The sequence below is a fragment of the Streptomyces sp. Qhu_M48 genome (assembly GCF_051305195.1).
In the GTDB taxonomy this organism is placed as follows: domain Bacteria; phylum Actinomycetota; class Actinomycetes; order Streptomycetales; family Streptomycetaceae; genus Streptomyces.
Genome location: NZ_CP195432.1, coordinates 1,035,333 through 1,050,281, shown reverse-complemented (window position 1 = coordinate 1,050,281; position 14,949 = coordinate 1,035,333). Strand labels below are relative to the sequence as shown.

Below are 14,949 nucleotides of genomic sequence, written 5' to 3'. Positions count from 1 at the left end.
CGTGCTCCCCCCGGCGCGGACGGGCACATTCCGGAGCCGGAACCCCGGATAACGGTCACGATCACGTCAAGGCGGGCCCGCAAGCGGTTTCCAACGGCACATGCACTCTGACAGCATCCGAGAGAAGTCTCGGGAGCGTTGGACACGTGTTCGATGTGCGCACCGTGATCAGGGTGGCCAGGGGGATGGGTGACGGGGTTCGTATTCCTGCGCGTCGGGGCGCACCGGCCGCTGCTGGCCGCGGCGCTGCTCGCCGTGCTCCTGACCACCTCGGCGCTCGCCACCCTCGCCTCCTTCTCCGGGGCGATCGGGGACGCCGCGCTCCAGGCCGGACTGCGCGGGCGCTCCGCGCCCGCCGCCGCGCTCCTGGTGAGCGGGCAGGTGCCCGCCGCCCGGCGGGCGACTGCCGAGGAGGCCGTCCGGAACGGGGCGCGGAAGACCTTCGACGGACTGCCGGTGACCGTACGGCGCCTCGAACGCTCGGGGCCGTACGCGCTGCCCCGGAGCCTCCAGGCACCCGCCGCGCGGGGCGGCGACCCCGATCTGACCCACTTCGCCGCGCTCGACCGCTCGCGGCTCTCCCTCGTCCGGGGCTCCTGGCCCTCGGCCGCCCGGGCAGCCGGCGTGGTCGAGACGGCGCTGCCGGAGGAGGCGGCACGACGGCTGCGCGTCGGCCCCGGGACCGTGGTCGAGCTGCGCGACCGGATCGACGACCGACCGCTGAAGGTCCGGATCACCGGCGTCTACAAGCCCGTCGACACCACCGACCTGTACTGGCGGCTCGACCCGGCGGGCGGGCGCGGGGTGCGGACGGCCACGTTCACGACGTACGGCCCGCTGCTCGTCGATCCGGCCGCCCTGGTCTCCGGGGCGCTGAGCCCCGGTGAGACGTCCTGGCTCGGCTCCGCCGACTTCTCCGGCCTCACCACCGACCGCATCGACGCCCTGCGCGCCGCCGCGACCGAGGGCCCGAGGACGATGTCCGCCGACACCTCCCGCTTCGGTACGACGATCTCGGTGTCCACCGCGCTTCCGACCGTCCTGGAGCAGAGCCGGCGGGCGCTGCTCGTCTCCCGTTCCACCCTCCTGATCGTCGCCGTGCAGCTGGTGCTCCTCGCCGCGTACACCCTGCTGCTCGTCGCCCGGCTGCTCAGCACCGAGCGTTCCGGGGAGACCTCGCTGCTGCGGGCCCGGGGCGGTTCGCGGCGCCGGATCGCCGGCCTCGCCGCCGTCGAGGCCCTGCTCCTCGCCCTTCCGGCTGCGGTCGCCGCCCCGCTCCTCTCGGGACCGCTGACCCGGCTCTTCGCCGAGGAGAGCGCCCTCGCCTCCCTCGGCGTACGGCTCGACACGACCCCCTCGCTCCAGGTGTGGCTGGTCGCCGCCGCCGTGGCCCTGTGCTGCGCCGCCGCCGTCGTCGCGCCCGCGCTCGCCACCGGGGACGGCTCCGGCGTCTCGCTGCGCGCGGCGCGCTCGGCCGCCCTGCCCGGTCCCGTGCGGGCCGGCGCGGACCTCGGCCTGCTGGTCGTCGCGGCCGTCGCCTACTGGCAGTTGCGGCGACCCGCCGCGGCCGGCGGCACCGCCGACGCGGGCGGGTCCGGCGGCTCCGTGGACCCGGTGCTCGTCGCCGCGCCCGCCCTCGCCCTGCTGGCCGGCACCGTCCTGACGCTGCGTCTGCTGCCGCCCGCCGCCAAGCTGGCCGAGCGGCGCGCGGCGGGCGGGCGGGGGCTCTCCGCCGCGCTCGCGGGCTGGCAGCTCAGCCGCCGGCCGCTGCGCGGCGCGGGCCCCGTCCTCCTCCTCGTCCTCTCCGTGGCGATGGGCATGCTGGCCATCGGGCAGAGCGGCTCGTGGGAGCGTTCGCAGCGCGACCAGGCCGACTTCCGGGTCGGCTCGGACGTCCGTGTCCTCGGCAGCGGCCCCGGCGAGCCCACCCGGACCGAGCAGTTGGGCACCGTGCCCGGTGTCCGCGCGGTCGCCCCGGTGCACCGCGTCACCATGGACGTCGCCGGGAAGAGCGCGACCGTCCTCGCCGTCGACAGCCGCAGCCTCACCGGCGGTCTGCTGCTCCGGCCCGACCTCGCCGACGTCCCCGTCCGTTCCCTCCTCGCCCCGCTCGCCCCCGAGGACGCGAGCCGCCCCGGTCTCCCGCTGCCCGCCGGCACCCGGTCGCTCACCGCCGACCTGCGGTTCACCGAGGCCACCGGCGACGGCGTCCAGGTCGTCGCCGTCCTGGAGGACCCGGACGGCATCCCGTACCGGCACACCATGGGGTCGCTGGACGCCGACGGCCGGACGCACCGGATGACCCTCGACCTCGGCGCCCTGACCGCCGCTCCCGGCGCCGAGGGGAACCGCGGCTCCGCCGGCCGGCTCACCCTCGTCGGCCTGGATCTCTCCGGCCACGTCGACCCCGACGTGAACGTCAGGCAGAGCCTCCGCGCCGAGCGCTTCGGCGTCGTCCCGGCGGAGGGACCCGAGCGGGTCCACTCCCCCGCGCGGGTCCTCGCCCCCTGGACGCACGCCTTCGAGCAGACCGAGGAGAACGTCCCCCAGGGCTCGCGGCCCACGACGGCCGTCCCCGGCACCGCGGGACCCGGCGGCCGCCCCGCCCCGTTCTCCGTCTCGTTCGCCCTCGTCGGCGCTCCCCCGGAGACCCTCTGGGGGCAGGGCACGGACTTCGCCCTGCGGATGCGGGCACCCGCGCCGAACGCACCCGCCCGGGTGTCCGCCGTCGCCACCCGGAGCTTCATGGCCGCCACCGGCGCCAAGCCCGGCGAGCTCATCGAGGTCACCGTCGGCGGCCGCGTCAAGGTCGTCGTCGACCGTGTCGTCGACGAGCTGCCCACCACCGGCCCGGGCGCCCCGGCGGCCTCCGCGAACGGTTCGGGCGCCGCCCCCGACACCGGCGGCGCGATCCTCCTGGACCTGACCTCGGTCAACCGCTACCTGTCCACCGGTGCGGCCTCGTCCGTGGCGCCCACCGAATGGTGGCTGTCCGTCGACCCCGGCCGGGCGGACGAGGTCGCCACCGCCCTGCGCGCCCGTCCCCACGCGGACCCGGCCCAGGTCCTCGTACGCGACGAGCTCGCCGCCGAGCTGCTCGGCGACCCGCTCGGCGCGGGCCCCAACGCCGCCCTGATGGCGGTCGCCGCCGCCGGCGCCGCGCTCGCCGCCGTCGGCTTCGCGGTGGGCTCGGCCGGAGCGCTGCGGGAACGGGCCGCCGAGTTCGGGGTGTTGCGGGCGCTCGGCACGCCACGCCGCCGCCTCGCCCGGCTGATCGCCGCGGAACAGGGACTGCTCATCGGCATCGGCCTGCTCATCGGTGTCGGACTCGGCACCGTCCTCGCGCGGGCCGTCGTCCCGCTCGTCGTCCTCACCGGCCGGGCCACCCGGCCCGTCCCCCCGGTCCTCGTCGCACTGCCCCTCGGCCAGGTCGCGCTGCTGCTCGCCGGCGTCGCCGCCCTGCCCCTCGCCATGGTCGCCGCGATCGCCCTGCGCCGCGCCGACCCGGCCGTCACGCTGCGCCACCGGGGGGACCACTGATGTCCGCGACCGCCGGGGAGAACCCGGCCGACCGGGACGGTGCGGAGGCGACCCCCGGTCCGCCCGGCCGGAGCGGCGCCGAGACACCCCCCGGCCCCGAGGGCCGTGGCCGCGCCGAAGCGTCCGGGGGCGGTCACGAGGCGACCCCCGAGACACCCTCCGTCCGCAGGAAGGCCCCCGACATGCCCCGGTCCCGGTCCGACGAACCCGCCCGCGCCGTGGCGCCCTGGGTGCGGACCCGGCTGCGGACCGCGCCCTGGGCGGCGACCTCCCTCGCCCTGCTCGTCCTGGTCACCGCCTACCTCGCGGCCGCGCTGCCGCGCGCCGTGGCCGCGTACGAGGGCGAGGGGCTCCGGCACGACATCCGGACCGCCGCGCCCCGCACCACCGCGCTCCAGGTGACCGCGGGGACGCCGGGCCTCCAGCACCCCCCGGCCGTACGCGAGGCGGCGCTCGCCCCCGCCCTCCTCCAGGAGCGGTACGACAAGGTCCGCGCGCTGCTGCCGCGGCCGCTGCGGACCGACCCCCGGCAGTCCGTGCACGGAGTCCGCACGGTGGAGTGGGTCGGGGGGACCGACCCGTGGCTGCCCCGGCCGGACGGGATCGCCCCCGTGTTCGTGCTCTCCTCCCTGTCCGGCCTGGACTCCCACGCCACCCTCCGCGCGGGCCGGGCCGCCGCCGGCACCGCCGCCCGGCCGGAGGCGGTGGTCAGCGCGAAGACCGCCGAGACGCTGCGGATCAAAGCAGGCTCCGTCGTGCACGTGCCCAGCCGGACCGGCACGGAGCCGGTCGCCGTCACGGTCACCGGGATCGTGGAGCCGCGCGAACCCGAGCGGTCGTACTGGGCCGTGGAGACGCAGCTCCACACCCCGACCCTCGCCGCGACCGACGGCCCGGAGGTCAAGTACTACTGGCAGGCGGCGCTGCTGCTCGCCCCCGCCTCGGCGCCCGCGCTGCTCTCCACCGGCGGCGAACCCGAGGTCTTCTTCCGGTTCGCCCCCACGTCCGGGCACCTCACCGGCGACGACGCGGACCGGCTCGGCGCCGCGCTCTCCTCGGCGACCGCCGGCCCCGACCTGGTCAAGCTGCGCCAGGTCGTCGGCCCCACCGGCACCTTCACCACCGACCTCGGCATGGTCGTCGACTCGTACCTCTCCATGCGGGCGGCGATCGACCCGGTCGTGGCCGTCGCCGTCTTCGGCATCACCACCGTCGCCGTGGTCGTCCTCGCCATGACCGGCAGCCTCTTCGTCACCCGCCGGGACGGCGAACTCGCCCTGATCCGCTCCCGCGGCGCCTCGCTCACCGGCATCGGCCTGCGCCTGCTCGGCGAGACCTCGGCCGTCGTCGTACCCGCCGCGGCGCTCGGCCTCGCCCTGGCGGTGGCGACCGTACGGGGAGCGGCCGACGCACCGGCGTCCGCCGACGGCGTCCCGCTGCTCCCCTCCCTGCTCGCCGCCTCCGCCGTCGCCCTGCTCGCGATGCTCGTCCTGCCCGTGCGGGCCGTCGTCCTGCACCGCCGCCCGCGCCTGCACGGCGGACGCGACGACCTGCTCACCGCGCGCCCCTCCCGGCGCCGCACGGTCGTCGAACTCACCCTGCTCGTCCTCGCCGTGGGCGCCGTCGTCGCGCTGCGCCTGCGGGGCACCGGCGACGCCGGGGACCATCTGGTGAGCGCCGCCCCGGTACTCGTCGGCCTGATCGCCGCCATGCTCCTCGTACGGATCTATCCGCTGCCGCTGCGCCTGCTGGGCCGCCCGGCCCGTCGGCTGCGCGGCGCGGTCGGACCGCTCGCCCTGGCCCGCGCCGGACGCGTCTCCTCGACGGGCGCGCTCCTCGCCCTCGTCCTCGCCCTGTCCACGGCCGCCTTCGGCGGCTCCGTCGTCTCCGGCATCGCCGACGCCCGTGAACGGGCCTCGCTCCTGAAGACCGGCGCGGACGCCCGCATCGACGGCGCGCTCGGCGGGGCACCCCTGCCGTCCGGCCTCGCCGAGGCGGTCCGCGGTACGGCGGGGGTACGGGACCTGACCCCGCTGCAGATCGACTACGCCGTGGCGCTGCCGTCCCACGAGGGCACCTCCGCGCCGCCGATGACCTCGTCGCTCATCGGCGTCGAACCCGACTCGTACACCCGGCTCGCCCGGCGGACCGGTTTCGGGCCGTTCCCGGCGGAGCTGCTCGCCCCGACGGGGAGGGTCGGCACCCCGGCCACCGGCCCGGAACGGGTGCTGCCCGCCGTCGCCTCACCGGCGGTCGCCGAGCGGCTCGGCCGCGAACCGCGGGAGATCGTGTCGTCGGCCGGGATCTTCCGGGTGAAGGTCGTCGCCGTCCGTCCGGTCACCCCGGCCCTGCCGGACGCCAACTTCCTCCTCGTCAACAGCGCCGACCTGACCCACCGGGTGGCCACCGTCCTGCTCGTCACCGGACCACGGGACGGCGCCGCGCTGCGGGCCGCCGCGCGGGCCGAGTCCCCCGCCCTCCAGGTGTCGACGCGGACCGAGGAACGGGCCGGCTACGCGGACTCGCCGCTCCAGGCGGGCGCCGGACGGATCTACCTGTCCGCGATCAGTGCGGGCGCCGGATACGCCGTGGTGGCCCTGCTGCTCTCCCTCCTGCAGAGCGCGCCGGAGCGCACGACGCTCCTCGCCCGACTGCGGACGATGGGACTGACCCGCGCGCAGGGACGACGGCTGCTCGGGCTCGAAGCGCTCCCACAGGCCTTCCTCGCCGCGCTCGGCGGCACCCTGGCCGGCTGGGCGACGGTGCCGCTGGTCGCCCCGGGCATCGACCTCGTCCGCCTCGCGCTGGCCGTGGCACCCGCCTACGCCCCACTGGACAGCGCGCCCCTGCGGCTCGACCCGTGGTCGCTCGTGGTGCCCGCCGTCACGGTCGTCCTGATCACGGCGGCGGCGGCGGCCGGACAGGCCTGGTGGGCGGGGCGCAAGGGCTCGATCAAGGAACTCAGGGCAGGAGACGCACGATGACGCGGACCGAAACGTCGAGCCGGACCGACGGGGCGGGATCCGCCTCCGACCCCACCACCCTGGAGGAGCTGGAGCGGCGGGTGACGGCGCACCGCGACCGGCCCTCGTACGGTCACGACGCCCTCATCGCCTGCGACCGGCTCGTCCGGATCTTCACCACGGACGGGGTGGAGGTGCAGGCCCTCCAGGGCCTCGACCTCCTGGTGCGCGAGGGCGAGCTGATGGCCCTCGTCGGCGCCTCCGGCTCCGGCAAGTCGACCCTCATGAACATCCTCGCGGGCCTGGACGTGCCGACCGCCGGCGCCGCCCGGGTCGGCGGGTGCGACCTCCTCGCGATGGACGGCAGGGCCCGGCTGCGCTACCGCCGCGAGGTCGTCGGCTTCGTCTGGCAGCAGACTTCCCGCAACCTCCTGCCCTATCTGACGGCCGCCCAGAACGTGGCGCTCCCCATGCAGTTGCGCGGCCGGTCGAAGCGGAAGGCCGAGCGGGCCGAGGAGCTCCTGTCGATGCTGGGCATCGCGGAGGCCCGTGACCGGCGCCCGCACCAGCTCTCCGGCGGTCAGCAGCAGCGGGTGGCCATCGCGGTCGCCCTGGCCAACAACCCGTCCGTGCTCCTCGCCGACGAGCCGACCGGCGAGCTGGACTCGGCCACCGGCGAGCAGGTCTTCGCGGCCTTCCGCCGCGCCAACGAGGAACTGGGCACGACGATCGTGATCGTCACCCACGACCAGGCGGTCGCCTCCGAGGTCCGCCGCACGGTCGCCATCCGCGACGGCCGCACCTCCTCGGAGGTCCTGCGCCGCACGGAGGTCGACGAGCAGGGCAAGGAGTCGCTGGTGGCACGGGAGTACGCGATGCTCGACCGCGCGGGCCGGCTCCAGCTCCCGGCGGAGTACACGCGGGCCCTCGGCATGGAACACCGCGTGGCCCTCGAACTCGAACAGGACCACATCGGGGTGTGGCCGGACGACGCGGAGCGCTGAGCGGGGCGGACCGTGCGGGGCGGTGGGCGGCGCGTCGGTCCGGTGGGGGTGCTGGTCAGTGCGGGGTGACGCTCAGGGCCACGGGGGCGGTACGGAGGGCGATCGAGCCGTACGGGGTACGCAGCCGCAGCCACGGGCCGGAGGCGAAGAGCGCCACGGGGACGTCCGCGCCGACCGGCGCCTCCGCGGCCGGCGTCCCCGCGGGCGGCAGGAAGCCCAGTGACTGCGCGGCGTGCACGGCCCGCAGCGGAAGGCCGGTGGGGCCGAGGGTCCGGGACCAGATCTCGCGGCCGATCCGGTCGCGCTCGGCCCTGGTCCGCCGCTCCTCGGGCAGCTCCTCGTCCCGCGCCCGGAACTCGGCGACGGCCGCGGCGACCGCGCCCCGCATCTCGGCGGCGCGCGGCAGCCCGCCGACCGGCTGCCAGCCGGCCCGGGGCGGGAGGACACCCGCCCAGGGCGGCCCGGTGACCGAGTCCGGGACGACCGCCTTGCCCGCCGACTCCTCGATGCCGTCGAGGAGCGCACCGGCGGAGACGGTGACGTCGAGGTCCACCGCGTCGACGAGTCGCGCCGTACGGATCGCGAGCACCTCGAACGACGGCGGCCGTCCGAAGACGGCCAGCGCCCCGCCGCCCGCCTGGAGGCGGACGGCGGCGGCCCGGTCGTAGTGGACGAGCCGGGTCAGGAAGGCGGCGAGGGCCGCCGCCTCCCTGGCGTCGTCGAAGTGCAGCGGCGCGAGCACGGTCATGCGGCGGACGTCATCCCGTCGTCGACGTACTCCTGGAGGAACGCGCGCTCCTCGGAGGAGATCCGGCGCGGTCGCTGCGCCTCCAGGTCGAAGGGCACGACGACCGTGGACGCCCGGACGTACACGACGTCCGCGTCCTTGACCTCGTACGCGATCGTCAGCGACGCCGCGCCTATCTTCGTGACCCACGACTCGATGGTCACCGGCTCGTGCCGGTGGACCAGCGGCCGCTTGTAGTCGATCTCGTGCCGGGCCACGACGGACCCGCCCGAGAACGAGGGGGAACCGTCCCCCGGCGCCAGCCGGAACATGAAGTCGATCCGCGCCTCTTCCAGGTACCGCAGGAAGACGACGTTGTTGACGTGCCCGAAGGCGTCCATGTCCGACCAGCGCAGGGGACAGCTGTAGATGTGCCTGGCCACTGACCTCAGCCTCGGGTCAGCTTCTTGTACGTGGCGCGGTGCGGACGGGTGGCGTCCGCGCCGAGGCGCTCGACCTTGTTCTTCTCGTACGACTCGAAGTTGCCCTCGAACCAGTACCACTTGGACTCGCCCTCGTAGGCGAGGATGTGGGTGGCGACCCGGTCCAGGAACCACCGGTCGTGGGAGATCACGACCGCGGCGCCGGGGAACTCCAGGAGGGCGTTCTCCAGCGACGACAGGGTCTCGACGTCGAGGTCGTTGGTGGGCTCGTCGAGGAGCAGCAGGTTGCCGCCCTCCTTGAGCGTGAGCGCCAGGTTGAGGCGGTTGCGCTCACCGCCGGACAGCACGCCCGCGGGCTTCTGCTGGTCCGGGCCCTTGAAGCCGAAGGCGCTGACGTACGCGCGGGACGGCACCTCGACCTGGCCGACGTTGATGTAGTCCAGCTCGTCGGAGACGACGGCCCACAGCGTCTTCTTGGGGTCGATGTTGGCGCGGCTCTGGTCGACGTACGAGATCTTGACGGTCTCGCCGACCTTGATGGAGCCGGAGTCCGGGGTCTCCAGACCCTGGATCATCTTGAAGAGCGTGGTCTTGCCGGCGCCGTTCGGGCCGATCACGCCGACGATGCCGTTACGGGGCAGGGTGAAGCTCAGGTCGTCGATGAGGACCTTGTCGCCGAAGGCCTTGGAGAGGTTCTCGACCTCGACGACGATGGAGCCCAGGCGCGGGCCCGGCGGGATCTGGATCTCCTCGAAGTCCAGCTTCCGCATCTTGTCGGCCTCGGCCGCCATCTCCTCGTAGCGGGCGAGACGGGCCTTGGACTTGGTCTGACGCCCCTTGGCGTTGGACCGCACCCACTCCAGCTCCTCCTTGAGGCGCTTGGCGCGCTTCTCGTCCTTCTTGCCCTCGACCTTGAGGCGGGTGGCCTTCTTGTCGAGGTAGGTGGAGTAGTTGCCCTCGTAGGGGATCGCGCGACCGCGGTCGAGCTCCAGGATCCACTCGGCGACGTTGTTCAGGAAGTAGCGGTCGTGGGTGACGGCCACCACGGCGCCCGCGTACTTCGAGAGGTGCTGCTCCAGCCAGTTCACCGACTCGGCGTCGAGGTGGTTGGTGGGCTCGTCGAGGAGGAGCAGGTCCGGGGCCTCGATGAGCAGCTTGCAGAGCGCGACACGGCGCTTCTCGCCACCGGAGAGGTTGGTGACGGGCCAGTCGCCGGGCGGGCAGCCCAGGGCGTCCATGGCCTGCTCCAGCTGGGCGTCGAGGTCCCAGGCGTTGGAGTGGTCCAGGTCCTCCTGGAGCTTGCCCATCTCGTTCATCAGCTCGTCGCTGTAGTCGGTGGCCATGAGCTCGGCCACCTCGTTGAAGCGCTTGAGCTTGCCCATCTGCTCGGCGGCGCCGTCCTGCACGTTCTCCAGGACGGTCTTCGACTCGTCGAGCTTCGGCTCCTGCATGAGGATGCCGACGCTGTAGCCGGGCGAGAGGAACGCGTCACCGTTGGACGGCTGCTCGATCCCCGCCATGATCTTCAGAACGGTGGACTTACCGGCACCGTTCGGGCCCACCACGCCGATCTTGGCGCCGGGCAGGAAGTTCAGGAAGACGTCGTCGAGAATCACCTTGTCGCCGTGCGCTTTACGCGCCTTGCGCATGGTGTAGATGAACTCAGCCAAGAGAAACCGTCCGGCGAGGAGTGAGTGGGCAGATACACCCCATCTTGCCTGACCGCCACCCCCGGGAGGAAACCGGTAAGCCGGGAGACGGGCGGAAGCGGGCGACCGGAGGGGGTCGCGCCGCCGCCGCGGCGGGGCCTTACCGGGCGGTAGGGGGCGGAAACGGGGCCCGGACGTGCGACGACCCCGGGCGCGGAGGCGGTCCGGGGTCGTGCGGGGATCACGGGGTGGTTCCGGTGTGACGCGGATCACCCTGTGGAGTCAGGGCTTCCCGGTGCCGGCGGGGCCGGCACCGGGGCCTGGGCTCAGTGTCCGGCGGTCTTCTTCTTGCGGAGGAAGAACACCGCGCCGCCACCGACCACGACGAGCGCGGCGGCGATGCCGGCGATCATCGGGGTGGCGTTGGAGCTGCCGGTCTCGGCGAGGTCGCCGCCACCGGTGGTGCCGGTCGTACCGGTGGTTCCACCGGTGGTGTCACCGCCGGTCGTGCCCTCCGAGGCGGACGGGGACGGCGAGGCCGGGGTCGAGGGCTCCGTGGTGGGGGTCTCGGAAGGCTTCGGGCCGGGAGGGGCCGTCTCGCAGTCCAGGACGCCCTCGAAGGTCTCCTCGAAGCCGTTCGGGCCGGTGATGGTGAACTTGTACGCCTCGTCCTCGGCGATCGGGACCAGGATGGTCTTCTTCTCACCCGGGGCGACGGTGTGCGACGTGCCCTTCAGGTCGAAGGTCCACGGCTCGTCGCCCTCGTTGGAGGCGACGACCTCGAGGCCGCCCTTGGCGCACTCCTTGGCGACGGTGACGGCCGGGACCGCACCCTTCTTCGCCCACGTGGCCGAGGCCTTGGCGGTGACGGTGGAGTCGCTGGAACCGGCCAGGATCAGGGTCTGCGACGGGCCGTCGATGGAGACGAAGGCGCGGCCGAGCTGAACCTTGGTGGTCGCCTCGGCAGCCACCTCGGCGGTGCCGTCGGCGGTGCCGGCGGGAACGTCGAGGAAGAGCTCGGCGCCGTTGGCGGCGGTGGTGACGGCGTTACCGGCCTTGTCGACGACCTTGACGCCCTCGGGGGCGCCCGGGACGACGGAGACCTTGACGTCCTTGGCGTTGGTGTTGACCGTGATCGGGCCGAGCTTGTCGCCGGCCTTGCCCGCGACGGAGGACGGGGAGAGGCTCAGGGAGGCCTTGGGCTCCTCGAGCTTCGTCGCCTTCTCCAGCAGGTAGTCGGTCAGCTTCTGCGCGTCCGCGTCCTTCGGCTTCGCCGTGACGTTGTCGGAGAGGGTCCAGATCGCGGCCTGGGTGCCCGCGGCGGCCTCGCTCTTGGACAGGTCGACGCCGACGTTCCCGCCGAGGACCTCGGTGGAGAGCTTCGGGTAGCCGTTCTCAAGGATCCAGAGGATCTTGCCCGCGTCGTCGTTGTCGTGGAGGGACGACTGGTCCCAGCCGACCTCCTTGTAGTCGAAGTCGTGCTTCGCCGGGGTACGAAGGTCGATGCAGTACGTCGAGAGGGAACCGCCACCCTCGACCTGCATGGTGAAGAGACCGCCCCGGACGGACCACTTGGAGCCGTCCTTCTCGGAGATCTCGACGCTGCCGGACTCCTCCTCGGACAGGTTGCCCAGCTTGGCCTTGACGCCACCGGCACCCGGGGCGTCATCGGCCAGCGCCGGACCGGCCGTCGCGAGGGCACCGGCGGCGACGAGCCCCGAGATCAGGGTGGCGGCGGCGAGGCGACGCACAGCGCCTCGCCCACGAACAGAAAGCATTGGATTCCCCTCCGGGCGAGCCACTCCGCGCGAACAGCGTTGTTCCGCGTGGGGGGAGAGCACGCCGACAGAACTCACAGACTCGATGGGCTCAAGTGCCACATGAGTACCCGGCGATCCTAGGGATGCGGAACCCCTCGGTGCCCGACCATACGGTCAGATAACCATTCCGAATCGGAATCGTTATCAGGCAAGGCGAGTTGGTCGACAAATCGCCACGACACAAGGTCAGGACACGGTCACCAAGCGAGTTGCGGCCTCGGCCACGGCGTCCGCCGCCGCCCCCGCCCACGGGTCCCGATCCGGCGCGGGGCCGAGCACCGCCATCCCCTCCCCCGTGGGATCGCGCTCCTGGTCAGGCCCGGGCGCCGACCGCGCAGCACGCCGGAACGCCGCCGTTCCCCGGCTCAGATCGTGCCCCACGGCCAGGGCCGCCACGTCCACGAAGGTCTTGCGCTGCCCGTCCCGCTCGTCCTCACGCACCCTCAAGCGCCCGTGCACCAGGAGCGGTTCCCCCACGGACACCGAGGCCGCCAGATTGGCCCCGAGCGAGCGCCAGGCCGACACCGTGTAGAAGCTGGTCGGACCGTCGGACCAGAGCGCCTTCTCCCGGTCCCAGCGGCGCGAGGTCACCGCGAAGCGGAACCTGGCCACCCCTCCTGTCGCCGTGTCCCGGTACTCCACCGCCGTCGCCACGTTGCCGACGAGCGTCACGGTCGTGTCGTTCATTGTCCCGTCCCCCACCCTGCGTTCACTCTGCGGTCTTCTGCCCGGTACGCATCCGGTACGCATCCGGTACGCACCAGAGTGGGGCCACGGGGAAGAGCCCGCAGCGGGCTGTGGACAGACCCGGAGAAGTGGACAACTCCCTCACTCGGGAGGGTGAACCGGCGGGGGTGGGCAGGAGCGGGGAGCCACCCCGGGGAAACGGGCCCGGGGACGGCGGCAGGGCCGCTACCTCCCCCGTACCCCCGTCCGCGTCGCACCCAGCCGGCCGGCGCCGGCGCGGCTCCCGCCGACGATCCGCGTCGACGGCCGCGTACCCACCACCGTCGCGTACTGCTCGCGCACCTCCCGGTAGCGCATCAGCTCCGCCGCCACCGGGTCGAGCACCCGGGCCCGGCCGCAGGCGGCGGTCGCCTCCCGGAGCCGTCGCTCGGCCTCCTGCCCGTACCGCTTGGCGGGACCCTTCACCGCGCCCTCGCAGGCCCATTCGACGAGCGGCCCGCCGACGATGCCGCCGAGCATCACGAGGACCGGCGGGAGGAGCCCCGGCTCCACGACGCCGACGATCTGCCCGACGAGCCACAGCGCGCCGAAGACCTGCAGGAGCGTCATCACCACCTGGGCGAGGACGGCGGCGGGCCACCAGGCGGGCCGGGGCGGCCGGGCCGCCGGGTCGCCGAGGGTGACCGTCAGCTCGTCCAGGGCCTCGGGGAGTCCCTCCGCGCCGCGTGCCGCCGCCTCGCGCACGGCCTGTGCCCAGGGCGTCGGAAGCCCGCGCGAGGCCTCGTCGGCGAGGATCCTGACCGCCTGCTCGACCCGTTGGCGAGCCGTCAGTTCCTCCTCGACCGGGGAGGAGAGGTGCGGGTCCGTGGAGCCGTGGGCGCGGATCCGCTCGTACCAGCGGTAGAGGCGCAGCCAGGGGGTGCCGCAGGCGCGGATGGCGCCCCGGCGCCAGACCCGTTCGGCGGCCTCGCCCGCGGCCTGGGCGCCGACGGCGGCCGCGAGCCGGTCCGTGAAGGCCTCGCGGGCGCGCTCGTCGAGGCCGGGCCGTCCGTCGGCGAGGTAGGCCGGGCGCAGCCGGGCGGCGGCGGCGTCGACGTCGGCGGCGAGCCGGCGTTCGAGGGCGGTGCGTTCCTGGACGAAAGCGGCGATCATGTCGCGCAGTTCGGGTACGCCGTCGCCGGTCAGCGCGGAGACGGCGAGGACACCGGCGCCGGGTTCGCCGTGCTCGCCGAGCGCGACGCCGTCCTCGTCGAGGAGGCGGCGCAGGTCGTCGAGGACGAGGTCGGCGGCCTCCGTGCCGAGCCGGTCGATCTGGTTGAGGACGACGAAGGTCACCTCGGCGTGTCCGGCGAGCGGCCGGAGGTAGCGCTCGTGGAGGGCGGCGTCCGCGTACTTCTCGGGGTCGACCACCCAGATGACGCCGTCGACGAGTCCGAGGACCCGGTCGACCTGGTCGCGGTGGGCGGTGACGGCCGAGTCGTGGTCGGGCAGGTCGATGAGGACGAGCCCCTGGAGGCCGGTGTCGGCGGCGCCGCCCGCGAGGGGGCGGCGGCGCAGCCGGCCGGGGACGGCGAGCCGGTCGAGGAGCCCGGCGGCTCCTTCGGACCAGCTGAGCGCGATGGGCGCGGAGGTGGTGGGACGGCGCAGTCCGGTCTCGGAGACGGGAACGCCGGCGAGGGCGTTGAAGAGCGTGGACTTGCCGCTGCCGGTGGCGCCGGCGATGGCGATGACGGTGTGCCGGGAGGAGAGCCGCTGCCGGGCGGCGGCCTCGTCGAGCACCCGTCCGGCCTCGGCGAGGGCCTCGCTCTCGACCCGCGTACGGGAGAGTCCGACGAGTTCGTGGAGGGCGTCGAGGCGGGCACGGAGGGGGCCGCCGTAGTTCCCTCCGAGGGGCGGCAGCGTGTCCTCCTCGTCCGGTGGGCCGTCCTCCCCGGGCAGCGTGCCGACGGCGGCGGCGCGCTCGCTCGCGCGCCGGGCGATCAGCCCGTCGTCCCAGCTGCCGCGACCGCCTTCCCGGTCCGGCCCGCGGTCCCCCGGCTCGCCCTTCCCACCCCGCTCGCCTCTCCCGTCCCTCTCGCCGTCGTTCGGTCGGCGCTCGTCGTCCGCGTCCACCACG

General features: G+C 74.4%; 9 protein-coding genes. 3 read left to right on the top strand and 6 right to left on the bottom strand.

All coding sequences use genetic code 11. The features are described from left to right. The first annotated feature begins 189 nt into the window (after positions 1-189). From ACRRSS_RS05010 to ACRRSS_RS05000, 3 genes are all read left to right on the top strand, one after another. On the top strand, positions 190-3,540 hold the full coding sequence (locus ACRRSS_RS05010) for an FtsX-like permease family protein (protein ID WP_435970002.1): 3,351 nt from the start codon (positions 190-192) through the stop codon (positions 3,538-3,540). A gap of 182 nt (positions 3,541-3,722) precedes the next feature. Then, positions 3,723-6,524 (top strand): FtsX-like permease family protein, encoded by a 2,802-nt coding sequence (locus tag ACRRSS_RS05005; RefSeq protein WP_435975252.1) that lies wholly within the window; start codon positions 3,723-3,725, stop codon positions 6,522-6,524. Continuing rightward, the gene (locus ACRRSS_RS05000; RefSeq protein WP_435970001.1) at positions 6,521-7,507 is read left to right on the top strand and encodes an ABC transporter ATP-binding protein; all 987 of its coding nucleotides are present in this window, start codon (positions 6,521-6,523) and stop codon (positions 7,505-7,507) included. Before ACRRSS_RS05005 ends, ACRRSS_RS05000 begins: the two co-directional genes overlap by 4 nt. A 55-nt stretch (positions 7,508-7,562) precedes the next feature. On the opposite strand, the gene ACRRSS_RS04995 is transcribed toward ACRRSS_RS05000, so the two are convergent. The 6 genes from ACRRSS_RS04995 to ACRRSS_RS04970 form a co-directional block, all read right to left on the bottom strand. Then, positions 7,563-8,255: a hypothetical protein gene (locus ACRRSS_RS04995; RefSeq protein ID WP_435970000.1), complete on the bottom strand. Its 693-nt coding sequence runs from the start codon at positions 8,253-8,255 to the stop codon at positions 7,563-7,565. Further along, positions 8,252-8,677, bottom strand: a complete 426-nt coding sequence (locus ACRRSS_RS04990) for an acyl-CoA thioesterase (RefSeq protein WP_435969999.1) — start codon at positions 8,675-8,677, stop codon at positions 8,252-8,254. Before ACRRSS_RS04990 ends, ACRRSS_RS04995 begins: the two co-directional genes overlap by 4 nt. A gap of 5 nt (positions 8,678-8,682) precedes the next feature. Then, complete coding sequence (ettA, locus tag ACRRSS_RS04985; protein WP_435969998.1) at positions 8,683-10,347, bottom strand: energy-dependent translational throttle protein EttA; 1,665 nt, start codon at positions 10,345-10,347, stop codon at positions 8,683-8,685. A gap of 305 nt (positions 10,348-10,652) precedes the next feature. Next, positions 10,653-12,104, bottom strand: a complete 1,452-nt coding sequence (locus ACRRSS_RS04980) for an LAETG motif-containing sortase-dependent surface protein (RefSeq protein WP_435969997.1) — start codon at positions 12,102-12,104, stop codon at positions 10,653-10,655. Positions 12,105-12,332: 228 nt separating this feature from the next. Continuing rightward, positions 12,333-12,833 carry a single-stranded DNA-binding protein gene (locus ACRRSS_RS04975; RefSeq protein WP_435969996.1) on the bottom strand — a complete coding sequence of 167 codons (501 nt, stop codon included), beginning with the start codon at positions 12,831-12,833 and terminating at the stop codon, positions 12,333-12,335. A gap of 225 nt (positions 12,834-13,058) precedes the next feature. After that, positions 13,059-14,948, bottom strand: a complete 1,890-nt coding sequence (locus tag ACRRSS_RS04970) for a GTPase (RefSeq protein WP_435969995.1) — start codon at positions 14,946-14,948, stop codon at positions 13,059-13,061. Position 14,949 lies beyond the last annotated feature (1 nt).